General features: G+C 73.8%; 19 protein-coding genes and 1 pseudogene. 7 read left to right on the top strand and 13 right to left on the bottom strand.

Annotated elements, in window-relative coordinates:
• Position 1: 1 nt before the first annotated feature.
• From carA to pyrR, 5 genes are read right to left on the bottom strand one after another with little or no spacing between them, the layout of a single operon-like run.
• Complete coding sequence (gene carA, locus NH2_RS20950; protein ID WP_067656995.1) at positions 2 to 1,117, bottom strand: glutamine-hydrolyzing carbamoyl-phosphate synthase small subunit; 1,116 nt, start codon at positions 1,115 to 1,117, stop codon at positions 2 to 4.
• Positions 1,114 to 1,623 carry a PH-like domain-containing protein gene (locus NH2_RS20945; protein WP_067656992.1) on the bottom strand — a complete coding sequence of 170 codons (510 nt, stop codon included), beginning with the start codon at positions 1,621 to 1,623 and terminating at the stop codon, positions 1,114 to 1,116. The genes carA and NH2_RS20945 overlap by 4 nt, the downstream gene beginning before the upstream one ends.
• Positions 1,623 to 2,924 (bottom strand): dihydroorotase, encoded by a 1,302-nt coding sequence (locus NH2_RS20940; protein WP_067656989.1) that lies wholly within the window; start codon positions 2,922 to 2,924, stop codon positions 1,623 to 1,625. Before NH2_RS20940 ends, NH2_RS20945 begins: the two co-directional genes overlap by 1 nt.
• Positions 2,921 to 3,883 (bottom strand): aspartate carbamoyltransferase catalytic subunit, encoded by a 963-nt coding sequence (locus NH2_RS20935; RefSeq protein WP_067656986.1) that lies wholly within the window; start codon positions 3,881 to 3,883, stop codon positions 2,921 to 2,923. Before NH2_RS20935 ends, NH2_RS20940 begins: the two co-directional genes overlap by 4 nt.
• Positions 3,883 to 4,491, bottom strand: a complete 609-nt coding sequence (pyrR, locus tag NH2_RS20930) for a bifunctional pyr operon transcriptional regulator/uracil phosphoribosyltransferase PyrR (protein WP_067656983.1) — start codon at positions 4,489 to 4,491, stop codon at positions 3,883 to 3,885. The genes NH2_RS20935 and pyrR overlap by 1 nt, the downstream gene beginning before the upstream one ends.
• Positions 4,492 to 4,660: 169 nt before the next feature.
• Between pyrR and NH2_RS20925 the strand changes: the two genes are divergently transcribed.
• Positions 4,661 to 5,284: an alpha-ketoglutarate-dependent dioxygenase AlkB gene (locus NH2_RS20925; protein ID WP_067656980.1), complete on the top strand. Its 624-nt coding sequence runs from the start codon at positions 4,661 to 4,663 to the stop codon at positions 5,282 to 5,284.
• A 47-nt stretch (positions 5,285 to 5,331) separates the two neighbouring features.
• Positions 5,332 to 6,075, top strand: coding sequence for an HD domain-containing protein (locus tag NH2_RS20920; RefSeq protein ID WP_067656977.1), 744 nt, complete (start codon positions 5,332 to 5,334; stop codon positions 6,073 to 6,075).
• A 16-nt stretch (positions 6,076 to 6,091) separates the two neighbouring features.
• Here the strand turns inward: NH2_RS20920 and NH2_RS20915 are convergent, their stop codons facing one another.
• Positions 6,092 to 6,649: a DUF4334 domain-containing protein gene (locus tag NH2_RS20915; RefSeq protein ID WP_067656973.1), complete on the bottom strand. Its 558-nt coding sequence runs from the start codon at positions 6,647 to 6,649 to the stop codon at positions 6,092 to 6,094.
• A gap of 66 nt (positions 6,650 to 6,715) precedes the next feature.
• On the bottom strand, positions 6,716 to 12,391 hold the full coding sequence (locus NH2_RS20910) for a TIR domain-containing protein (protein WP_218021733.1): 5,676 nt from the start codon (positions 12,389 to 12,391) through the stop codon (positions 6,716 to 6,718).
• Between the two features lie 62 nt (positions 12,392 to 12,453).
• Here NH2_RS20910 and NH2_RS20905 point away from each other — a divergent pair, with 62 nt between their 5' ends.
• Positions 12,454 to 13,671, top strand: coding sequence for an ArsB/NhaD family transporter (locus NH2_RS20905; protein WP_067656967.1), 1,218 nt, complete (start codon positions 12,454 to 12,456; stop codon positions 13,669 to 13,671).
• Between the two features lie 138 nt (positions 13,672 to 13,809).
• On the opposite strand, the gene NH2_RS20900 is transcribed toward NH2_RS20905, so the two are convergent.
• The 6 genes from NH2_RS20900 to NH2_RS20875 all read right to left on the bottom strand — a co-directional run bounded on the left by NH2_RS20900 (position 13,810) and on the right by NH2_RS20875 (position 18,965).
• Positions 13,810 to 14,712 carry an inositol monophosphatase family protein gene (locus NH2_RS20900; RefSeq protein ID WP_084505746.1) on the bottom strand — a complete coding sequence of 301 codons (903 nt, stop codon included), beginning with the start codon at positions 14,710 to 14,712 and terminating at the stop codon, positions 13,810 to 13,812.
• Between the two features lie 54 nt (positions 14,713 to 14,766).
• A complete protein-coding gene (locus NH2_RS20895) occupies positions 14,767 to 15,456 on the bottom strand; it encodes a hypothetical protein (protein ID WP_067656962.1) in 690 nt (229 codons plus the stop codon).
• A 30-nt stretch (positions 15,457 to 15,486) separates the two neighbouring features.
• Positions 15,487 to 16,377 carry a hypothetical protein gene (locus tag NH2_RS20890; protein WP_067656959.1) on the bottom strand — a complete coding sequence of 297 codons (891 nt, stop codon included), beginning with the start codon at positions 16,375 to 16,377 and terminating at the stop codon, positions 15,487 to 15,489.
• Between the two features lie 283 nt (positions 16,378 to 16,660).
• Positions 16,661 to 17,170: a transcription antitermination factor NusB gene (gene nusB, locus NH2_RS20885; RefSeq protein ID WP_067656956.1), complete on the bottom strand. Its 510-nt coding sequence runs from the start codon at positions 17,168 to 17,170 to the stop codon at positions 16,661 to 16,663.
• A gap of 20 nt (positions 17,171 to 17,190) precedes the next feature.
• Positions 17,191 to 17,754, bottom strand: coding sequence for an elongation factor P (gene efp / locus NH2_RS20880; RefSeq protein ID WP_067656953.1), 564 nt, complete (start codon positions 17,752 to 17,754; stop codon positions 17,191 to 17,193).
• A 50-nt stretch (positions 17,755 to 17,804) separates the two neighbouring features.
• Entirely contained in the window at positions 17,805 to 18,965 is a 1,161-nt protein-coding gene (locus NH2_RS20875) for a M24 family metallopeptidase (protein WP_084505745.1), read from the bottom strand.
• 129 nt (positions 18,966 to 19,094) lie between these two features.
• Between NH2_RS20875 and NH2_RS20870 the strand changes: the two genes are divergently transcribed.
• The 4 genes and pseudogenes from NH2_RS20870 to aroB all read left to right on the top strand — a co-directional run bounded on the left by NH2_RS20870 (position 19,095) and on the right by aroB (position 23,234).
• Positions 19,095 to 19,568 (top strand): prepilin peptidase, encoded by a 474-nt coding sequence (locus tag NH2_RS20870; RefSeq protein ID WP_067656950.1) that lies wholly within the window; start codon positions 19,095 to 19,097, stop codon positions 19,566 to 19,568.
• Positions 19,565 to 20,833: a chorismate synthase gene (gene aroC, locus NH2_RS20865; RefSeq protein WP_174552857.1), complete on the top strand. Its 1,269-nt coding sequence runs from the start codon at positions 19,565 to 19,567 to the stop codon at positions 20,831 to 20,833. The genes NH2_RS20870 and aroC overlap by 4 nt, the downstream gene beginning before the upstream one ends.
• A pseudogene (locus NH2_RS20860) lies at positions 20,830 to 21,348 on the top strand (shikimate kinase); the annotation flags it as partial. The gene aroC and the pseudogene NH2_RS20860, both read left to right, overlap by 4 nt.
• 767 nt (positions 21,349 to 22,115) lie before the next feature.
• A complete protein-coding gene (gene aroB, locus NH2_RS20855; protein WP_067656944.1) occupies positions 22,116 to 23,234 on the top strand; it encodes a 3-dehydroquinate synthase in 1,119 nt (372 codons plus the stop codon).
• The last annotated feature ends 8 nt before the right edge of the window (positions 23,235 to 23,242 follow it).

The raw sequence follows: 23,242 nt of genomic DNA, 5'->3' as shown, positions 1-23,242 counted from the left end.
ATCAGGCTCCTTCCAGCAGACCGGCGAACCGATCGAAGAGATACGCGGCGTCGTGCGGGCCGGCGGCGGCCTCGGGGTGGTACTGCACCGAGAAGGCGCGGCCGTCGAGCAGCCGGACGCCCTCGACGGTCTCGTCGTTGGCGCACACGTGGCTGATCTGCGCGCGGCCGAAGGGGGTGTCGAACACCTCGCCGCGCTCGCCTTCCAGCGCGAAGCCGTGATTCTGCGCGGTGATCGAGATGCGGCCGGTCTCGTGCTCGACCACCGGGATATTGATGCCGCGGTGCCCGAACTTCATCTTGTAGGTGCCGCGGCCGAGGGCCCGGCCCAGGATCTGGTTGCCGAAGCAGATGCCGAACAGCGGCAGCCCGCGCTCCAGCACACCCCGGGTGAGCGCGACCGCGCCGTCCTGGGTGGCCGGGTCGCCGGGGCCGTTGGAGAGGAAGACGCCGTCCGGGCTCAGCTCCAGGATGCGCTCCAGCGCGGTGGCCGCCGGGACCACGTGCACCCGGATGCCGCGCTCGGCGAACATGCGCGGGGTGTTGGTCTTGATGCCGAGGTCGACCGCGACCACGGTGTGCTTGTGCCCGCCGACCGGCTCGATGGTGTAGACGGCGTCGGTGCTCACCTCGCCGGCGAGGTCGGCGCCGAGCATGGAGCCCTGGCCGGTGACCCTGGCCACCAGCTCGTCGGTGCCCGCCAGCGCGGGGCCGGAGAAGATGCCCGCCTTCATGGAGCCGCGGGTGCGCAGGTGCCGGACCAGCGCGCGGGTGTCGATGCCCGCGATGCCGACCACGTCCTGCTTCTCCAGCTCCTCCGGCAGCGTGGTGGTGGCGCGCCAGTTGGAGGCGCGGCGCGCGGGGTCGCGCACGGCGTACCCGGCGACCCAGATCCGGCCGGACTCGTCGTCCTCGTCGTTCCAGCCGGTGTTACCGATCTGCGGGGCGGTCGCCACCACGATCTGGCGGTGGTAGCTGGGGTCGGTGAGGGTCTCCTGGTACCCGGTCATGGCGGTGCAGAAGACCGCCTCCCCGAGCGTCTGGCCGACGGCGCCGTAGGCGGTGCCGCGGAAAATCCGGCCGTCCTCCAGCACCAGCGCCGCTTGCTGTCCTGTCATCCCTCGTCGTCTCCTGTCGTCGGCCGGGACGGGGCTGCCGTCCAGGCCGGATACACGGTCTTGTCGTCGCCGCGGAACCCGGTGTCGATCTCGGTGCCGGTCGGCAGCGTCCAGCGCACGACCAGGACGCCGCCCTCGGTCATCACCTTGCCCGCGTGGCCGCGCTCGGTGCGCACCACGCTGATCGATTCCTGCGGCATCCAGATGGCAGGCGCGCCCGCGCGCTCCAGCAGGATGCCGTGCTCGAAGCGGGTGAGCTCCGCGGTGGCGCGGAAGCCGAGGTCGCCGACGGCGATCCGGTCCTGCCAGCTGGGCGCGATGGTGCTGCCCAGGTAGAGCCCGGTGGTGGGCTCCAGCAGCTGGGCGCCGAGCTCGGCGGGGACCGGGGACAGCTCGCCGATCCGCTCGGCCTGTCGCTTCGCCCGGTTCTGCCAGCCGCGGTACATGAGGTACAGCCCGAGCAGGAAGCACAGCAGCAGCCCGGCGACCCAGAGGATGCGTTCCATCAGTGGCCTCCCGCTCGCACCGCGCCGTCACGGGCGGTGATCCGGCCGCGCAGCACGGTGGCGGTGACCCGCGCGCGGAACGTCATCTCCTCGAACGGGGTGTTCTGCGCGATGCTGGCGAGTTCCCGGCCGCGCACGGTCCACTCCGCGTCCGGGTCGACCAAGGCCAGGTTGGCCGGTTCGCCGACGGCGATCGGGCGGCCCTGGTCGTCCAGCCCGACGATCCGGGCCGGGTTCTCGCTCATCACCCGGGCCACCCCGCGCCAGTCCAGCAGCCCGGGGGCGACCATGGTCTGCGCGACGATGGCGAGCGCGGTCTCCAGCCCGAGCATGCCGGGGCGGGCGGCCGCGAACTCGCAGCACTTGTCCTGCTCGGCGTGCGGCGCGTGGTCGGTGGCGACGCAGTCGACCACGCCGTCGGCGAGCGCCTGCCGCAGCGCGGCGGCATCCGACTTCTCGCGCAGCGGCGGGTTCACCTTGTTCACCGCGTCGTAGGTTTCCAGCCGGGAGTCGTCGAGCAGCAGGTGGTGCGGGGTCACCTCGGCGGTGATCGCGATGCCCTGCGCCTTGGCCCAGGTCAGCAGCTCGACGGTGCCCGCGGTGGAGGCGTGGCAGATGTGCACCCTGGCGCCCGCGTCCCTGGCGAGCAGGGCGTCGCGCGCCACGATCGACTCCTCGGCGGCGCGCGGCCAGCCGGCCAGGCCGAGCCGGGCCGCGTTCGGCCCCTCGTGCGCGACCGCGCCGACGGTGAGCCGCGGCTCCTCCGCGTGCTGCGCGATGAGCACGCCGAGCGAGTTGGCGTACTCCAGCGCGCGGCGCATGAGCAGCGGGTCGGCGACGCAGTGGCCGTCGTCGGAGAAGACCCGGACCCCGGCCTCGCCTGCCGCCATGGTGCCCATCTCGGCGAGCCGCTCGCCCCTCAGCCCCACGGTGACGGCGCCGACCGGGTGCACGTCGACCAGCCCGACCTCGCGGCCGCGCCGGAAGACGTGGTCGGTGACGACCACGGAGTCGGCCACCGGATCGGTATTGGCCATGGCGAAAACCGCCGTGTAGCCGCCGAGCGCCGCGGCGGCGGAGCCGGTCTCGATGGTCTCGGTGTCCTCGCGGCCGGGTTCGCGCAGGTGGGTGTGCAGGTCGACGAAGCCGGGGAGCAGCACCCGGCCGTGCGCGGCCAGGATCTCGGCGTCGCCGGCGTCCAGATCGGCGCCGATCTCCCTGATCTCGCCGTCCGCGATCAGCACATCGACCGGCTCGCCCTCGCCGTAGAGCAGGGCCCCCTGGATCAGCAGCCCCGTCATACCGCGACCGCCTCGTTTGTTCCGATCAGCAGCCGGAACAGCACCGCCATCCGCACGTGCACTCCGTTCGTCACCTGTTGCAGGATCGCCGCCCGGTTCGAGTCGGCCACCGGCGAGGCGATCTCCATACCGCGCAGCATGGGCCCGGGGTGCAGCACCACCGCGGCCTCGTCGAGCAGCGCCAGCCTGCGCTCGGAGAGGCCGTACCGGATCGCGTACTCGCGCGCCGACGGGAAGAAGCCGCCGTTCATCCGCTCCGCCTGCACCCGCAGCATGAGCACCGCGTCGGCGCCGGGCAGCTCCGCGTCGAGCGCGTGCGAGACGCGGGCGGGCCAGGACTCCACGCCGACCGGAAGCAGCGTCCGCGGTGCGACCAGCACCACCTCGGCGCCGAGGGTGTGCAGCAGCAGCACGTTCGAGCGGGCCACCCGGCTGTGCAGGATGTCGCCGACGATCAGCACCCGCCTGCCCGCGATGTCGCCGAGCCGCTGACGCAGCGTGAGCGCGTCGAGCAGCGCCTGGGTCGGGTGCTGGTGGGTGCCGTCACCGGCGTTCACCACCGCGGGCCCGCCCGGCCTGCCCTCGGCCACCGCCCAGGCGTCCAGCCAGCGCGCGATCTGGTGCGCGGCGCCGGAGGCCGGGTGCCGGACCACCAGCGCGTCCGCGCCCGCCGCGTGCAGGGTGAGCGCGGTGTCGCGCAGCGACTCGCCCTTGGCGACCGAGGAGCTGCTCGCGCTCACATTGATCACGTCGGCGCTCATCCACTTCCCCGCGACCTCGAAGGAGACCCTGGTGCGGGTGGAGTTCTCGTAGAACACCGTCATCACGGTGCGGCCGCGCAGCGTCGGCAGCTTGCGCACCTCGCGGCCGAGCAGCGCCTGCTCGAACCGCTCGGCCTCGTCGAGCAGCTCGGTGGCGGCCACCAGGTCCAGGTCGGCGACCGTCAGCAGGTGTCGCATCAGGCCTCCTCCTCGTGGTGCAGGTAGACGCCGTCGCGGGCGTCGTGTTCGGTGAGCAGCACCGAGATGTCCTCCGCGCGGTTGGTCGGCACGTTCTTGCCCACGTAGTCGGCGCGGATCGGCAGCTCCCGGTGGCCGCGGTCGATCAACACCGCGAGTTGCACGGCACGTGGGCGGCCGAGGTCGCGCAGCCCGTCCAGCGCCGAGCGCACGGTGCGGCCGGAGAACAGCACGTCGTCGACGAGCACGACCAGCGCGTCGTCGATGCCGCCGTCCGGCACCGAGGTGCGCTCCAGCGGCCGGTGCGGCCGCGAGCGCAGATCGTCCCGGTAGAGCGTGATGTCGAGGGAGCCGAGCGCGGGGCGGACGCCGGTGAACTCCTCGATCCGGTCGGTGAGCCGGGCCGCGAGCGTGGTGCCGCGGGTCGGGATGCCGATCAGGACCACGCGCGGGGCCTCCGGCCCGCCGGAGTCCAACGCGGTCTTCTCGATGATCTGGTGCGCCATGCGGGCGACGGTGCGCCCCACGTCGGCGGCCGAGAGCAGCTCGCGAGCGCCTGCGAGCCGATCGGCCGAGTGCCGCTCGGACTTGTCGTCGGGCACGACCATGCCGACCTCCTTCCCCGCCTCACCGGACGGTCCGTTAAAGGATGTCTTACCGAGGAAGGAGCGTAGCAGCGCCGCGAAGGTGCCCTTCACCAGCGGTATCGCGATGTGAGGTCGGCCACGCCCGAACCTGCTATAGCACAGGTGTTCGAGTATCTGTAGAGTCGCTCCGATGACCGCCCTGCAGGGTTCGCTCTTCGACCAGTCGCCCGCGCCCGGGCTCGGCGAGCTCGCCGCGCTGCGCCGCACCGAGCTGGGCGGAGGCGCCTGGGTCGACCTGCTGGCCGGCTGGCTCTCCGGCGGCGAGGCGCTCTTCGACCGGCTCGCGGCCACGGTGCCGTGGCAGGCCGAGCGACGGCCCATGTACGACCGGGTGGTCGACGTGCCGCGGCTGCTGAGTTTCTACGGCGAGCGGGACCCGCTCCCCGACCCGATCCTGACGACCGCGCGGGACGCGCTCTCCGCGCACTACGGCCCCGAGCTCGGCGAGCCGTTCCGCACCGCCGGGCTGTGCTGGTACCGCGACGGCCGGGACAGCGTGGCCTGGCACGGCGACACCATCGGCCGCGGCGCCACGCACGACACCATGGTCGCCATCGTCTCGCTCGGCGCGCCGCGCGCGCTGCTGCTGCGCCCCCGCGGCGGCGGCGCGAGCCTGCGCTACCACGTCGGCCACGGCGACCTGCTGGTCATGGGCGGCTCCTGCCAGCGCACCTGGGAGCACGCGGTGCCGAAGACCAGGCGCCCGGCCGGGCCGCGGATCAGCGTGCAGTTCCGGCCGCGCGGGGTGCGCTGACCGGCGCTCGGTCGGCCGCGCCCGGCCCGCCGGGATAGATTGCTCGCATGGGCACACCGGAGGCGGGGGTACTCGCCGTGATGCCGCTGCACACCATCAGCGAGGTCTACGGCGAGGAGGGGCTCCGCGAGCGGCTGCGCCACGAGGTGGCGGAGCTGCCCGGCCGCGCCGACGTGCTCGCCGCGCTCGACCTCGCCGCCGAGCTGCACCGCGACGACAGGTACGGCCGCGAGCCGTACCTCAGCCACCTGCTGCGGGTGGCGATCCGGATCGTCAGCCACTACGAGGTGCGCGACGCCGTCCCGGTGATCGCCGGGCTGCTGCACGACGCCGTCGAGGACCACGCGCCGGAACTGGCCGCGCTGCACGGGGATTCGGGCGCCGAGCCGCGCACCGCCGCGCTCGCCCTGCTGAGCGAGCGGTTCGGCGCGCGGGTGGCGGAGATCGTCGCCGCGGTGACGAATCAGGAGCGCGACCCCGCCGAGTCGTCGGATGTCGCCCACCGGCACCGCCGCTACCGCGAGCACATCGCGGCGAGCCTCGACCACTCCCCCTGGGGCCGGGTGGTCAAGCTCTCCGACTTCACCGACAACGGGGTCGGCATCCTCTACGCCACCGGCCCGGTCATGCCCCGGCTGGCCCGCAAGTACGCCCCGCTCACCGCCGTCTACCGCGAGCTGCTCCGCCGCCCCGACACGCCGCTCGCCGCGCACGTCAAGGAGTACATCGCCGCCCAGCTCGACCGCGCCGACGAGCGCTTCGCCGCCATCCTCGCGGAGGAGCCGAGCTAGTCGCGGCCCCGACCCGTCAGCGCTTCAGCACGAAGAAGTACGGCTCGGCCATCTCGCGCATGTCCATGATGCCGAGCAGGGTGTGCTCGTCGACGCGCCGGAAGTGATCGATGATCGGCAGGTGGTCGTAGACCATGGCGACGCTCACCGCGCCGCGGTACTCGATATCGCGCAGCCGCGCGGTGTACTTGCGGGTGCGCAGCGCGATCCCGAGCACCGGCAGCGCCCTGTTGATCAGCCGGACCCCGGCGAGCGGCACCTTGTCGGTGAGGGTCAGCGGGACGCGGCGCGGGTCGACCGGGAAGACGGCGCCGGTGGAGTCGGCGAAGAGCAGCGGGTGCACCTGCTCGGGGCCGTCGAACTGCTTGCCGTACCAGCCGGAGGCGGCGAGCACACCGGCGAACGGGTGCCCGGTGTCCAGCTCCGAACCCTGCCAGCGGCCGAGCGTGACCTCGTCGGTGCGGGCGGGCGGCAGGCCGTCGAAGAGCGCCCATGCCTGCTCGGGGGTGGCGCCGGACTGCTGCAGCAGCGCCAGCTCGGCGGCTGCGGTGGCGGCGCTGTCGATCGCGACCATGTCGGTGTTCTCTCCTCGTGTCGGGGCCCGTGCAACGATCAGAGTATCCGTCTCTCAGGGTATCGGTCAGAACGGCTCGTCCGGCGCCAACCTGCGAATCTCCGGGAGCTGCGCGTCCAGTTCGCCGGTCTCGAACCGGGTGGTGCCGACGACGTGCCAGAACTGCCCGCCGGTATCGCCGGAGACCTTGTACCGGCCGTCCGGCGCCAGCGCGGCCCAGCCCTCCGGCAGCCCGAGCAGCGCCGCCCTGATCCGCGGCACGCCGGGGTCGGCGAGGTCCCAGAGCAGCACGGTGCCGTCGTCGCCGCCACCGGCCAGCAGTTTTCCGGCGGGGTCGAAGGTGACCGACCAGACCCGGCGGCGGTGCCCCTCGAGGGTGTGCAGGTGCTTGCCGGTGGCGACGTCCCAGAGCCGGACCACCAGGTCGTCCCCCGCGGTGGCGAGCAGGCCGGTGACCGGGTCGGCGGCGGCGGTCCAGAGCCGGTCGCTGTGCCTGGTCAGCTCGTGCCGGAGCGCGCCGGTGCCGAGATCCCAGATCCGCGCGGTGGTATCCCAGGAGGCGCTGATCACCGCGGTACCGTGGAAGGCGACGGCATAGACCCGGTCGGTGTGGCCGCGCAGGCTGCGCAGCAACTCCCCGGAGTGCACGTCCCAGACCCGGACCACGGAGTCGTCGCAGCCGGTGGCCATGAGCGTCCCGGCGGCGTCGAAGGCGATGGAGCGCACCCGGCCGCGGTGCTCCCGGCACACCAGGTACTGGGCGCCGGTGGTGCGCCGCCAGAGCACCACGGTGTCGTCGTCGTTGGCGGTGGCGAGCAGCGCGCCGGTGGGGTCGAAGGCGCTGGCCCAGATGGGCGCGGCGTCCACCCCGAGGTGCCGGTCGTAGAGGTCGGTGCCGAGGTCGAGCATGCTGAGCCTGCCGTCGTTGCCCACGGTGGCCAGGGTCTGCGGCCTGCCGGGGACGAACGCCGCCGATTCGTAGGTGACCAGCCGGTCCTCGCTGCCGACCAGCCTGCGCCCGGCGGCGCCGGTCACCGGATCCCAGAGCCGGACGCTGCCGTCGTTGCCGCAGGCGGCGAGCAGGCTGCTGTCGGCGTTGAAGGCGACGGTGCGGATGCTGCGACCGTGCCCGGCGAGGGTGTGCCTGCAGTGGCCGGTGCCCGGATCCCAGAGCCGGGTGGTGAACTGGTCGTCGGTCACGGCCAGCTGGCCGCCGCCGGGCCGGAAGGCGAAGGGCCACACCGACCCGGTGTGCGCGGTGAGCCGGTGCCTGGTGACCGCGGTGTCGGCGTCGCGCACGCAGACCACGCCCGCGCTGTCGGCGGAGGCGAGCAGGTCACCGGCGTGGTCGAAGGCGACCCAGTACAGCGCGGCGGCGTGGTCGGACGCGGTGTGCGCGAGTGCGCCGGTCGCGGTGTCCCACAGCCGGATCACCCCGTCGGTGTCGCCGGAGGCGAGCAGTGGCCGGGCCGGGTGAAAGGCCAGCGTGTAGACGGCGCCGGTGTGCCCGGCCAGCTCGTGCAGCCCGGTCGCCGGATTCCACAGTGCAAGCGCGCCGCGGCCGCCGCCGATGGCGAGCACGGTGCCGGTGGGGTCGAAGGCGAGCCGGTAGACCGCGCCGCTCGCGGCGGTGAAGCGGTGCAGCTCGGCGCCGGTCCCGGCATCCCAGACCCGGACCGTGCCGTCCCGGTACCCGGCGGCCAGCCGGGAGCCGTGCACGGCGAGGGTGTAGATCAGCTCGCCCGGCCCCGCGGGCTCGGTCTCGTGCCGCAGGTCGCCGCCGGGCAGCGACCAGACCCGCAGCACGCCCTCCGCGTCGCCGGTGGCGAGCAGCCCGTCGCCCGCCACCACCGGCCAGGCCCAGTCGCGATGGCCGCGCAGGATGTTCCTGCTCTCCCCCGTCCCCGGGTCCCAGAGCCCGACATTGCCGTCGCCGGAGCCGCTGATCAGCAGCGATCCCGCGTAGAGCACGGCGAAGGTGCGGGCCCGGTGTCCCTGCAGGGTGCGCAGCGGGCGGGCGGTGTCGGCGTCGTAGAGGTGCACGCCGCCGTCGTCGCTGCCGATGGCGATGGTGCCGCCGTCCGGGCTATAGGCGATGGGCTGCGGCAGCCTGCCGTGCCTGGCGTGGAAGCCGTGCCGGACGCCGAGCGCGGCGGGCGCGAACTCGGTGATGGCCCCGCTCCCCGGCACCACCGCGGCGCCGAGCCGGTCCAGCCCGGCCGGGGCGCCGGTCACCGCGAGCAGCGCGGTGCGCAGCCAGTGCGCGCCGTCGGTGCGCGCGCCGGTCAGGTCGGTGCGGGTGAGCCGGGCCCGGCTCAGGTCGGCGCCGCCGAGATCGGCGCCGGTCAGGTCGGCCTCGTCCAGCCTGGCCCCGACCAGCCTGGCATCGCGCAGCACCGCGCCGCGCAGGTCGGTGCCGACCAGCCGGGCGCCGGTCAGGTCGGCGCCGGTCAGGTCGACCTCGCGCAGGTCGCGGTAGGAGAGGTCCTCGCCCGCGAGCACCGCGCCGCGCAGGTCGGCCGAGCGCGAGGTGCGCAGCCGGGTGGTCACCCGGATGGCGTTGGTGCGCAGCACCTCGTCGGCGTCCGGCTCGGCCAGCACCACCTCGGCCCACTCGCGCAGCGAGCGGGCGTCGGTGAGGTCGCAGAGGAAGTCCACCGAGAGCGGGGAGAGCAGCGCCTGCGCCAGCTGCGGCGGGGTGCGGTCGCCGCCGCGGAACCGGTCCGCGATGTGATCGGCCACCAGCCACTCCGCCACCGAGGCGTGGATGAAGCCGAACAGGTCCTCCTCGGTGCGCACCAGCAGGCTGCCGGAGCCGATGGCGTGCGCCGACTGCGGGATGGAGAGCCGCTGCGGCCCGACCAGCTCCACCAGCTCGCGCGCCACGTCGGTGAGCTCGGCGCGGCGCAGGTACGGCTCGCCGGTCTCCCAGACCCGCAGCGCGAACGCGGTGATGGCCTGCCACATCTCGGCCAGCCGCAGCCCCGGCTGCGCGCCGGGGCCGCCACTCGCTCGCTCCGCCTCGTAGGAGAGCCAGAACTCGAGGATCTCCCGGTAGAGCCCGGCCGCGCCGACCGCCTGCCGCGCCCCCGCCGCGGCCCGCAGCCGGCGGTCGTCCAGATCGGCGATGAAGCTGAGCATGCGCGGGTTGCGGGCCAGCCCGAGCAGGTCCTCGATCCCGGTGAGCAGCCGCATCCTGGCCTCGGCGCGCGCGGTGTCGCCGCCGTACCGATTGGCCAGGAAGGCCTGGATCTGCGCCGGGCCGAACTCCTCGATGCCGAAGATGCGCCGCTCGCGCAGCGCCCCGACCCGCTCGCCGAGCGCGGTGAGCACCTGCGCGCGCGAGGCGAAGTGCTGGGTGCGCGCGGCCACCACGATCTTGGCCTTGCCCTCGGCGGCGCGCAGCAGCGTCTCCAGGTGGTCGGCGGCGAACTCGTAGCTGATCCGGTTCACCAGCTCGTCGAAGCCGTCGAAGAGCAGCACCACCCGGCCCTCGGCGAGCATGTAGCGCAGCGCCTTCAGGTCGATCCGATCCTCGCCGTGGTTGGCCAGGTGCGCGGCGACAAGGGCGTCCACCGAGTGCGTCTTGTCCAGGTGCCGCAGCTCCACCAGGATCGGCACCAGCGCGGGCATGGTCTCGGTGATCCGGCGGGCCAGCTCGCGCAGCGCGAAGGTCTTGCCGCGCCCGAAGTCGCCGAGCACGAGCACGAACCGGCCCTGGTCGGCGGCGACCACGCGGAGCAGCTCGGCCACCAGGTCGTCCTCGACCCGCTGGTCGCCGTGGTCGAGCACCCGGAAGCGCTGCGGCACGTACAGCTCCGGCGGGTAGCGGTGGTCGGTGCGCAGCCGGGCGGCCTGCCCGGTCAGGTAGTCGTCCAGGTCGAGCAGCCCCTGGAACTCGCTGAAGCTGCGCACCCGCAGCCCGTACCCGGCGGCCCGCTCGCGCAGCGAGCGCGGCGGCGGCGCCCCCCGGTACACCAGCTCGGAGCCGAACCCCGGCTCGTGCGCGAGCACCGCGTCCACCACCTCGCCGGTCACCTCGCCGACGTGCACCGCCACCCGGGACTGCACCGTGACGCCGTCCGCGTCCCTGGTCACCAGCAGGTGCGGCGGCACCGCCGCCACCCGGCGCACGGTGGCCCCCGGATACCTGGCCTCGACCACCTCGGCGACCCTGGCCAGCAGCCGGTCGTGCGGGTCGAGCGCCGGGTCCTCGGCGGGCGGCGCCGGGAGCGCCGTGGTCTCGGCCGCGGTGAGCGCGGCGGCGGCCCCGGTGAACTCGACCGGGACCAGCGCCGCGGGCTCCGTGGCGCCGGCCGGGTAGCGGGCGACGCCGTCCGCGGTGATGTGCAGGATCTCCGCGGCGCCGGGCGCGGCGGCGGGCAGCACCGGCAGCACGCCGTCCAGCCGGTCGGCGAGCACGCCGCCGGGGCCGGGCCCGTGCAGCAGCAGGTTGAGCCGGTTGCCGAGCAGCCTGCTCAGCACCGGCACGTCGTGCAGCAGTGCGGGGTCGCGCGGGTCGCCACCGGGGCCGGGCAGCGGGTCGTGCCGCAGCAGCCCGATCCGCAGCCAACCGTCGTTCTCGAAGGCGCGCAGCCGCTCCGCGAACCAGGCCGCCTGCACCTCGCCGAGCAGCCCGTGGTCGTCCTCGGGCAGGTGGGTGGCGGCCATAGTGGAGTCGAGCCCGGCCACCACCACCCGCAGCGCCGGGATCGGGAACAGCGTCCACGGCTGCCCGACGTCGAAGACCAGGTGCTCCAGCCCCTGGTACAGCTCGCCGAAGAGCCGGGTGAACTGCTCCAGCTTCGGGAAGTACGGCGGCTGCGGGGTGCGGTCGCGGGCCTCGCAGTTCAGGAAGTAGGCGTGGCAGGCGGCCTTCGAGACGTCGTGATTGCCTGGCACGACGGCGATCCGGTCCGGCTCCAGGCCGAGGAGCACCCGGAGCCCGGTGAGGAAGGCGAGCGCCTCGTCCGCCTCCTTGGGTTTGCCGGACTCGGTGAGATCGCCGGAGACCAGCAGCAGTTCCGGCGCGGGCACCCCCGCGTCCACCGCGTGCGTCACATTCGCCCAGATCCGGGATTGCAGGTCGCGGGCGGTGCCGGGTTCGTCGCCGAGCAGGCCGCGGCCGAAGCGCGGCCCCGCGATGTGCAGCACGCTCACGCCCGGCTGCCGCGGCGCCCCGCCTGGCGCGCCGGGAAAACCCGGCTCCGCCACCGGGACGTGCCGGTTGGCGCGCTCGGCGGCCGCCGCCGCGACCCGCTCGAGCTCGGGGAAGTGCCGGTCGTCGTAGCGCCCGACCGGGAAGCCGGGCGCGGCGGCGGGCTTGTTCCGCCCGGCCAGCACCTGCCGCACCCGGTCGAAGAGCACCGCGCGGGCCCGCTCCGCATCGGTGACGCCGAGCAGATCGATCCAGGTGAGCGTGGCGAGCAGCCCCTCCGGCGCGCACTCCCCGATCCGGACCGGGATGAGCTTGCCGGGGTCGGTGCGCATGGCCGCCTGCCACTCCATGGTCCCGTACCGGGAGGCCAGGTAGTGCTCGGAGAGCAGTGCCAGCATCACCGAGGAATCCCGCACGCCGCGGTCCATGAAGTCGATGAAGTTGGTGCCGGGCACGAAATCCCACGCCTGGATGAGCGTGCTGTACCCGGTCGCCTCCAGCTGCCAGGCCAGCCAGGTCGCCCAGCGCTCGTCCGCCGGCGAGTAACTGACGAAGAAGTCCCGTGCCCGCCCCTGATCCGTCACACCCGACAGTATGGCCCACCCGATGGACATGTCCCGCAGACGATTACTGCCATGATGGGGTCGTGCCCGAGCCGGTCGAATCCCCCTCGCCACGCACGTTCTCCACCCTGGATCGCCTGCGGATCGGGCTGCTGGTGGCCGGCGTGCTCTGCGTCGTCACCGGGCTGCTGCCGCGCGCCGAGGCGGCGGACAATATGCGCCGCATCGGCCCGCTGCTGCTCTTCCTCGGCAGCGTGATCGTGCTGGCCGAGCTGACCAGGCGGGCCAGGGTCTTCGACGTCATCGCGCACCGGCTCGCCATCGTCGGCCGGGGCCGCTACCCCGCGCTCTTCGCGCTCTGCGTGGTGTTCGCGGCGGGCACTACCATCCTGCTGAACCTGGACACCACCGCGGTGCTGCTCACCCCGGTCATGCTGGCGCTGGCCGGACCGGCCCGGATCCCGCCGCTGCCGCTCGCCATGACCACGCTCTGGCTGGCCAATACCGCCAGCCTGCTGCTCCCGGTCTCCAACCTCACCAACCTGCTCGCCGCCGAGCGGATCGACCTGAGCGCCGTGGAGTTCGCCGCGGTGATGGCGCTGCCGCAGCTGGTCGCGCTGGCGGCGACGGCGCTCTGCCTGTGGTGGTTCTACTGGCGGCGGGCGCACCGCGACGCCGACGCCTACCTACCACCGGAGCCGGTCCGGCTGGACGGCCCGCGCGACCGCGCCCTGCTGATCGCCACCTCCGCCGCCTGCCTGCTCTTCGTGGCGGCGATCCCGCTCCTCGGCGAGCGGATCGGGATCGCGGCGGTACTGGCGGCCGCGCTCGCGGTGGCCGCCTTCGCGGTCTGGGACCGCGCCGCGCTGCGCTGGTCACTGCTGCCGTGGCGGCTGCTGGTCTTCGTGGTCGGGCTCTTCCTGGTGGTGCCGACGCTGAGCCGATTCGGCCTCGGCGAGCTCATGGGCGCGCTGATCGGCACCGATTCCGATGCGGCAGGCGCCTTCCGGGCCGCGGCGGCGGGCGCCGGGCTGTCCAATATCGCCAACAACCTGCCCGCGTACACCGCGGGCGAGGCGGTGGTGCCGGTGGAGAACAAGACCCAGCTGCTCGCGCTGCTCATCGGCACCAACGTGGCCCCGATCGTGACGCCGTGGGGCTCGCTGGCCACGCTGCTCTGCCTGGAGTTCTGCCGGGCGCACGGGGTCGCGGTGCCCATGCGCCGGTTCGTGCTCACCGGGCTGGTGCTCGCGGCGCTCGCCACCGGCGGCGCCGTCACCGCCCTGGTGCTGACCGCCTGAGGGCACGTCCCGGCCCGGTCATCGACCCGCGACCGATCGCCGGACAGCCCCGCCCCAGCTCGGTCATCGACCCGCAGCCGATTGCCGGACAGCCCCGCCCCAGCGCGGTCGCCGCTCCGGTCTCGGCCACCCCGCCCCTCAGCCCGGGAGTCCGCTCACCCGCACCGCGGCCGCCGACTCCACCAGCCCGGCCAGCGCGGGCAGCACCTCGGGGCGGGCCGCGACGAAGTCGATCGCGCCCCCGGCCGGGGTGATGTGCTCGGTGAGCGGCGCGCCGTCGAAGCCGACGATCCGCACCCCGGCCTCACGCGCGATGAGCGTGCCCGCGGGCAGGTCGATCTGGCCCGCGCCGTACCCGACGAAGCCGTCGATATCACCGCGGCTCAGCATGATCCAGCACAGCAGCGGCGACCAGAGCTGGATGAGCCTGCGGGCACCGGCCTCCAGCGTCAGCCGCAGCGCCCGCGCGGCGGGGTCGCTGCGCCGGATCGGATACCCCTGCAACCAGGCGAGCACCGGCCCGGACCCGGCCGCGGGGCCGCTGCCGCAGCGCAGCCGGCCGTCCGGGCCGTACGCCCCCCGCCCCCGGATCGCCGACCAGGTGTGGCCCGCGACCGGTTCGTGCACCACGCCGAGCACCGGGGTGCCGCGGTGGCAGAGCGCGATGCCGACGGTGCAGACCGGCAGCCCGATGGCGATGTTGTTGGTGCCGTCCAGCGGGTCGACCACCCAGGTCCAGTCGGCGTCGACGCCCTCGAGCAGCCCGGATTCCTCGGCCAGCACCCGGTGCCCGGGAAAGGCGCCGCGAATGCGGTCCAGGATGATCCGCTCGGCGCGCAGGTCGAGCTCGGTCACCAGGTCGCCGCCCGCGTCCTTGACGCTGATGCCGAGCGCGCCGTGCAGCCCCGCCCTGATCACCGCGCCCGCCTCCTCGGCGGCCGCCACGGCGACCCGGGCCGCGGCGACCGCGACCGCGCTCACCGTCGGCGCTGCGAAGCCGCCCGCCCTGCTCCGGCCGGGTACCGCCTCACGTGTTCGCATGGCTCCGCCTCCGCTCGCCCGGCCGGGTCCGGTCGACCGTCGCACCAGTGTCGTTCATCGGGCCTCCCGGTCGGCGGTGGCGTCGTCGCGCAGCCGGGCCAGAACCAGTCCGGCCACCCGACGGGTCTCCTCGGGGGTGCGCACGGTCCGGTGCACCCGGTGGTCGTGGACGTGCGGCGGGGCGAGCGACAGGTCCGGCCTGCCGTGCCGATCCCGGCCGAGCGCGACCGTGGCGGCCTCGCCGCCCACCTCCGATACATGGAATACACCGTGCGGCAGGTCGTACACGTCGCCGCGCCGGAAGAACTCCCGCGACCTGCGGCGATACGAAACCATGCGGTCCGTCCCGCGCACCTGGTCGCCATCGCGTCCGCTGTGGATTTCGTACAGCCGGTGGGTGGGCGCAACACCGCCCGCGTCGATCTCCACCACCTCGTTACCCACCTCACCGTAGAGCACCGTGCTCACCAGGTCCCAGCTGTGCGCGTGGATCGCCGACGTGGTCGAGGAGGCGTCGACCCCCGCGGTCCACACGTGCAGGCAGACCCCGTGGCCGTCTTCCCGGAACACCGGGAAGCAGACGAAGCCGAGCGGGTGGCGCACCGCGTACGCCTGCCGATCGCCGGTGAGCACCGCGGCCAGGTAACCGGCAGCCCAGCTGCGCACGGCGTGCGGGCGGCCGCCCTGCAGCAGCAGTTGCAGCCGGCGGTAGTCGGAATCGGGGTGCGGGGCGATGCTCTCCATGGCGGGACTCACGGGTTCAGCGGGCGTCGATCAGTACGGGTTCCTCGGCTGCAGGGCGCGGCGCACGATGTCGGCGACATCGCGGTCGGTGAAGGTGGCGGGTAGCGGCAGCGCGAGCGCGTCGAAGAGCCTGCGCACCTGGTCCACCGAGGGTTCGTCGGCCAGCGGGACGGTGTCGGCGCGGCTCAGCTCCACCTCCCGCGCCTGCTTGAAGCTGGCCACCAGCTCCCGGCTCAGGTCGCGGTAGTAGGGCTTGTCCCGCTCGAACATGAGCGCGGGCGAGTTGGTGCTCTCCTGGGTGACGATCACGCAGCTGGACGAGAGATCCCAGCGGAAGGTCGACATCACCTTGGAGAGCCCGACGCCGATGGTGAGGAAGGTGAACCGCTGCCGGTACCAGCAGGCCGCGAGCACGGTGGCGAAGGCCTCGCGCCGGGTGCGGTCGGTGGTCCATGCTTCGCCGGTGCGGTCGCCCTCCGGGGTCAGCGAGGTGCGGAACTGGGCGTAGGTCTTGCAGAGCTGCTCGTCGGAGGGATCGAGGATCTCCAGCTGCATGCGCAGCGGCCGCTGCTCGCGCCTGGCGTTCTCCACGCAGGAGCGCAGCGTGACGGCGCGGATGTAGGTTCCGGTGCCGCCCTTGAAGATCCACTGCTCGGTGCCGCCGCGGGCCAGCGTGTGCGCGTGCCCGATGGCCGAGCCGTACAGCAGCTGCACCGAGGAGGCGTCCCGCACCGCCTGCGCGGAGAGGTGCCGGTCGCGCAGCAGCGTGCCGGCCAGCAGGCCGAGCACCAGCAGCACAACGGCATTGACGCTGTCCACATCGATCAGATCCAGCACCGCCAGCATGCCGACGATGAACGCCAGCACCAGCGCCACGAGCCCATCGACGTTGTTGCGCAGCCACGCCAGCGCGCGCGTCATCGGAACTCCCCTCCACGTAGGTGTCCAGCATACGGGTGGGGTGCGTGCGGCAGGTCCGAACCCGGACCGATTGCCTCCCAGCAGAGTTGGGGACCGAGCCGACGCTCGGCTGCTACCCCGACCGGAGCCTTCGGCGGGACGAGCCCGAAGCGCTACCGCCGCTGCGCGGTCGTCGAGTGTCCGGCGCGCCGGAGGACGGCGCCGCGCCGGCGACAACTCGTGGCGCCTGTGCGCGGCGCGGCGGAGTAGCCGCCACACCCGCGCCGGCCGCTGCGGCCGGGCGTCAGTTCGTGGCGTCCCCGCGTGGCGCGCGGGTAGCCGCCGCGGCGGCGCGCACCTGCTCGGCGACGAGGACGACCTTGCCGAGCACGCCGTTCACGAAGCCGGGCGAGTCGTCGGTGGAGAGCTCCTTGGCCAGCTCGACCGCCTCGTCGACCGCGACCACCGGCGGCACGTCCGGCGCGTGGAACAGCTCCCAGACGGCGATCCGCAGGATGGCCCGGTCCACGGCGGGCAGCCGGGAGAGCGCCCAGTCCTGCAGGTAGGACTCGATGGTGCCGTCCACCCGGTCGAGGTCGTCGGCGACGCCGTCGACCAGCGTCCGGGTGTAGGGGTGGACCGGTGCGACCGTCTGGTCCCGACCGGCCAGGTCGACCCGCTCGTCGGCGAGTACGGCCGGGTCGACGTCCCGCGCCTCGGCCTCGAAGAGCAGGTCCACCGCCCGGCGCCGGGCTTTGTGCCTGGCGCCGAGCTTCTTGTACGCGGGCTTCTTGTCCGCGGGCTGATCCGCCACGTCTCGGGTCGCCGGAGCCGTCAGGCGTTGACCCGGCCGAGGTAGCTGCCATCGCGCGAGTCGATACGCAGCTTGTCGCCGGTGTTGATGAACAGGGGCACCTGTACCTCGGCGTCGGTCTCCAGGGTGGCGGGCTTGGTGCCGCCGGTGGAGCGATCGCCCTGCAGGCCGATATCGGTGTGCTTCACCACGAGCTCGACGGTGACCGGGAGCTCGACGAAGAGCGCCTCGCCCTCGTGCGTGGCGACCTGCACCGACATGTTCTCCAGCAGGAAGCGGGCGCCGGGGCCGACGGTGGACTCGCCGATGGAGATCTGGTCGTAGGTCTCGCCGTCCATGAAGATGTAGTCCGAGCCGTCGTGGTACAGGTAGGTCATGTCCCGCCGGTCGACCGTGGCGGTCTCCACCTTGACGCCCGCGTTGAAGGTCTTGTCGACCACCTTGCCGGACAGCACGTTCTTCAGCTTGGTGCGCACGAAGGCGGGGCCCTTGCCCGGCTTCACGTGCTGGAACTCGGTGATCTGCTGAAGTTGACCGTCGATCTTCAGCACCAGGCCGTTCTTGAAGTCGCTGGTGTCCGCCACTGTGCTCGGGTCTCCTCGTTGTCTGCGTATGTGGATTCGCGGCGACCGGGTCAGCCGACCTCGGTCAGGTCCTTGCCGGTGCGGGTGAGCAGTTCCGGGCCCGTTTCGCGCACCACGAGCGTGTCCTCGATCCGGACTCCGCCGCGGCCGGGAAAGTACACACCTGGTTCGACGGTCACCGCCACGCCGGACAAGAGTGTACCGGTTGCCGTTTTCGCGATGCCCGGCGCTTCGTGGATGCGCAGCCCGACCCCGTGCCCGAGGCCGTGCACGAAGAACTCGCCGTGCCCGGCCGCCTCGATCACGTCGCGCGCGGCGGCATCCACGTCGCCGGCCCGCGCGCCGGGGTGCAGCGCCTCCCGGCCCGCCCGCTGCGACTCGCGCACCAGCTCGTAGACCTCGCGCTGCCACGCCGCGGCGGGGCCGAGGACGAAGGTCCTCGTCATGTCGGAGTGGTAGCCGTCGACGACGGCGCCGAAGTCGATCTTCACGAAATCGCCGGTGGCCAGCACCGCCCCGGTGGGCCGGTGGTGCGGCACCGCGGAGTTGGCACCGGCGGCGACGATGGTCTCGAAGGCGACCCCGGCGGCGCCGTGCTCGAACATGGCCCACTCCAGCTCCCTGGCCACCTCGCGTTCGGTACGGCCGGGGCGCAGCCCGCCGCGCTCCAGCAGGGTGGCCAGGCCGGCGTCGCCCGCGGCACAGGCGGCGGCGAGCCGATCCACCTCGTAGCCGTCCTTGACCATCCGCAGCTGCTCGACCAGCCCCGGCACCCGCACGAGCTCGAGCCCGGTGCGCTGCTCCGCCAGGGCGCGGTGCTGGTCGACCGTCATCACGTGGCTCTCGTAGCCGATGCGGCCGAGCTGCCACTCCCCCGCCAGCTCCACGAGCCGCGGCGCGCAGGCCCTGGCGATCTCGGCGCGCAGGTCGGGCACCTGCTCGGCGACCTGGCTGCGGTACCTGCCGTCGGTGCAGAGCACCGTGCGCTCCTCCGAGCTCCTGGTATCCCACGAGTGCACGAGGAGGACGGCATTCGAGCCGGTGAAGCCGCTGAGGTAGCGGATGTTCACCAGGTCGGTGACGAGCAGGGCGTCGACCCCGTTCTCCACCAGCAGGCTGCGCAGCGCGGCGCGGCGTGCGGCGTGATCGGGAACGAGCGGGGCACCGGCGGTGGGCGACCCGGGGGGCTGTGGCGCTGGATCATCGGGCATGGCGTCGAAACTACTCCGCCGGGCCGCTCCGGCCGCCCCGGAAAGGCCGGGTTGTGCACAGCCCCGGAGTTGTCCACAGGCGCTGGAACTCCGCTTTCCGCCGGGGCCATGCCGGGGCAGGCTGAACGCATGTCCGCACTCCTCGCCCTCCTGGTCTTCACCGCCTGGTGCGTCCTCGCCTCGTTCATCGACCTGCGCACCCACCGCCTGCCCGACCGGCTCACCGCGGCGGGCGCGCTGGCCGTGCTCGGCTACGCCGCCGGCAGCGGGCGGTTCGGCCAGGCACTTCTCGGCGCCGCCCTGCTCACCGGGCTGTACTTGACCGTTCACCTGATCTCCCCCGCCGGAATCGGCGCAGGCGACGTGAAGCTCGCGGTCGCGCTCGGCGCGGCGGCGGCCTGCGCGGGTGCGCGGGCCTGGGTGTGGGCGGCGCTGCTCGCCCCGCTGGGCACCGCCGTGGCCGGGCTGGTGCTGCTCGCGCTGCGCCACCGGCGCGGGCTGCCGGTGCGCGGGCAACCCGTGCCGCACGGCCCCGGCATGTGCGCCGCGACCCTGGTCGCCGTCGCCGCGCCGGTGGCGATCGGGCAGGGCGGGCCGTCATGACCTGCCGCGCCGGACCGTGTGCCCGGGCACCCCGCCCGACATGGGAGGATGAACCCGTGTTGCGCTGGATAACTGCCGGAGAATCCCACGGTCCCGCTCTCGTCGCCCTCCTCGACGGGATGGTCGCCGGCGTCGAGGTGACGTCGGAGGAGATCTCCGCGCAGCTCGCCCGCCGCAGGCTCGGGTACGGGCGCGGCGCCCGGATGAAGTTCGAGGCCGACAAGGTCACCGTGGTCGGCGGTGTCCGGCACGGCCGCACCATGGGCGGCCCGGTGGCCATCGAGATCGCCAATACCGAGTGGCCCAAGTGGACCACGGTGATGTCGTCCGACCCGGTGGACGAGGCCGAGCTGGCCGAGCTGGCCCGCAATGCGCCGCTCACCCGGCCGCGCCCCGGCCACGCCGACTTCTCCGGCATGCTCAAATACGACTTCGACGACGCCCGCAATGTGCTGGAGCGGGCGAGCGCCAGGGAGACCGCGGCCCGGGTCGCCGCAGGCACCGTCGCCCGCAATTTCCTGCGCCAGGCCTTCGGGGTCGAGGTGATCTCGCACGTGATCTCCATCGGCACCGCGCGCAGCACCGCCGAGCAGCTGCCCGGTCCCGGCGATCTGGCCGCCGTCGACGCCAGCCCGGTGCGCGCCTTCGACGCCGACGCCGAGGCTGCCATGATCGCCGAGATCGAGGCGGCCAAGAAGGACGGCGACACCCTGGGCGGTGTGGTCGAGGTGATCGTGACCGGGCTGCCGATCGGGCTCGGCTCCTTCACCAGCGGGGAGAACCGGCTGGATTCCAGGCTCGCGGCCGCGCTGATGGGGATCCAGGCGATCAAGGGCGTCGAGGTCGGCGACGGTTTCGAGACGGCGCGGCGGCGCGGCAGCGCGGCGCACGACGAGATGCGGCCCGGGCCGGACGGCGTGCTGCGCTCGACCAATCGGGCCGGCGGGCTCGAGGGCGGGATGACCAACGGCGAGCCGCTGCGCGTGCGCGCCGCCATGAAGCCGATCTCCACGGTGCCGCGCGCGCTGGCCACCGTCGACATGTCGACCGGGGACGAGGCCGTCGCCATCCACCAGCGCTCCGACGTGTGCGCGGTGCCCGCGGCGGGTGTGGTCGCCGAGAGCATGGTCGCGCTGGTGGTCGCGCAGGCGGCGCTGGAGAAGTTCGGCGGCGATTCGCTCACCGAGACCACCGACAACATCGCTCGTTACCTCGAGCGGCTGGAGGCCCGTCCGCACGTGCCGGCGGGCAGCCGCTCCCGATGACCGTGCCGACCGGCCCCCACGCCCCGCGCGTGGTGCTGGTCGGACCGCCGGGCGCGGGCAAGTCGACCATCGGCCGGAAGCTGGCCAGGGAGCTCGGCGTCCCGCTGTACGACACCGACGCCGGGATCGAGGAGGAGACCGGGCGGACCATCCCGGAGATCTTCGCCGCCGACGGTGAGCCGGAGTTCCGCCGGATCGAGGAGCGGGTGGTGCGGCGCGCCGTGCTCGACGAGCGCGGCGTGGTCTCGCTCGGCGGGGGTGCCGTGCTCTCCGAGAGCACAAGGGCGCTGCTGCGCGAGCGCACCGTGGTGTACCTGGAGATCAGCGTGGCCGAGGGGTTGCGCCGGACCGGGGCGAGTACCGGGCGGCCGCTGCTCAACGGCGCCGATCCGGGGGCCAAGTACCGGGAGCTCATGCGGATCCGGCGGCCGCTCTACCGGGAGGTCGCGAGTATCCGGGTGCGCACCGACGGGCGCAGCCCGGGGCGCGTGGTGCGGGCCATCCTGGCCGAGCTCGGCGTCGAGGTGGACCCACCCGAGGTCGCCGTGCCCCCGGCCGGGCCGGTTCCCGCGCCGGGCAGCCGGTCGCGGGCGCGCCGCAGGGCGCGGGCCCGCGCCGTCGCGCGGCGGGGTCAGGAGCAGGGTGTGCGGGGTGATGCCGAGCGGGCCGCGAAAGCGAGTGGTAGCACCAGGAACTCGCCGGAGCGCGCTGCCACCGAGCGCATATCCGGCGATCGCGTCGCCGCCGAAGGTGCCGCGGCCCGTGCCCCGCGGCGGCGCCGTCGCAAGCGCCGGATCACCGCCACCGGGCGGCGGCCCGACGCCACCACGGGCGATACACCGGGCGGTGCCGGGACAGGTGCCCGCGAGACCGGGGGCACGGCGGCCGAAACCGCGGGCCGGGGCCGAGCGAGCGATACGGGAGGCCGGGGTACGGCGGCCGAAACCGCGGGCCGGGGCCGAGCGAGCGATACGGGAGGCCGTGGTACCGCGGCCGGGAGCCACGACAGCGGAGCTCGGGGTCCGGCGGCCGAAACCCGCGACAGCGCAACCTCCGGGGCCGCGGATCGGGCCGACGGCCCAGCGACGCAGGGCGGCGGCGGCTCCGGGGGCCGGGGCGCGGCGCCTTCGGCCGGGAGCACCGCGAACTCGAGCTCCGCGCCACCCACGTCCGACCCGCCCGGGACCGTGTCCGCCGAGGGCGGGCGGGCGCGGCGCTCCGGGGCCAGGCGCGCCCGCGGGCGCAACCGCTTTCCGACCACACGCACAGATTCGGAGCACACGTGACAGAGCCGATCCGACTCCAGGTCCGCACCGCCGACCCGTACGAGGTGATCGTCGGCCGCGGGCTGCTCGGCGAACTCGTCGAGTCCGTCACCGCGGGCGGCGGCGTCCGCTCGGTGGCGATCTTCCACCAGCCGCCGCTGGCCGAGACCGCGGAGGCGGTGCGCGCCGCCATCGCCGAGACCGGAGTGGACGCGCACCGGATCGAGATCCCGGACGCGGAGGCGGGCAAGGACCTGGCGGTGGCCGGGTTCTGCTGGGAGGTGCTCGGCCGGATCGGGCTGACCCGCAACGACGTCGTGGTCAGCCTCGGCGGCGGCGCCGCAACCGACCTGGCCGGTTTCGTGGCTGCCACCTGGATGCGCGGGGTGCGCATCGTGCACGTGCCGACGACGCTGCTCGCGATGGTGGACGCGGCGGTCGGCGGGAAGACCGGGATCAATACCGAGGCGGGCAAGAACCTGGTCGGCAGCTTCCACGAGCCCGCCGCCGTGCTGGTCGACCTGGTGACGCTGGAGACGGTGCCGCGCAACGAGATCGTGGCGGGCATGGCCGAGATCGTGAAGACCGGGTTCATCGCCGACCCGGTGATCCTCGACCTCATCGAGGCCGACCCGCGGGCCGCGCTCGACCCCACCGGCGATGTGCTGCCCGAGCTGATCCGGCGCTCCATCCAGGTGAAGGCCGATGTGGTCGGCACCGACCTCAAGGAGGCCGGGCTGCGCGAGATCCTGAACTACGGCCACACCCTCGGCCACGCCATCGAGCGCCGCGAGCGGTATCGCTGGCGGCACGGCGCCGCCGTGTCGGTCGGGCTGGTGTTCGCCGCCGAGCTGGGGCGGCTGGCCGGGCGCCTGGATGATGCCACCGCCGACCGGCACCGCAGCATCCTGGCCGCGCTCGGGCTACCCACCGGGTACGACGCGGACGCGCTGCCGCAGCTGCTCGAGGGCATGCAGACCGACAAGAAGACCCGCTCGGGGGTGCTGCGCTTCGTGGTGCTGGACGGGCTCGCCAAGCCGGGGCGCCTGGAAGGACCGGACCCGGCGCTGCTCGCCGCCGCCTACTCGGTGGTGGCCAAGCAGCCGACGCCGGACAACGGCGCGGTCCTGCTCTGACGTTGCCA

Origin of the sequence: Nocardia harenae NBRC 108248, assembly GCF_001612885.1 — a bacterium.
Lineage (GTDB): Bacteria > Actinomycetota > Actinomycetes > Mycobacteriales > Mycobacteriaceae > Nocardia > Nocardia harenae.
Note: the sequence above shows the minus strand (reverse complement) of the source record. Positions and strands in the feature narration are given on the sequence as shown.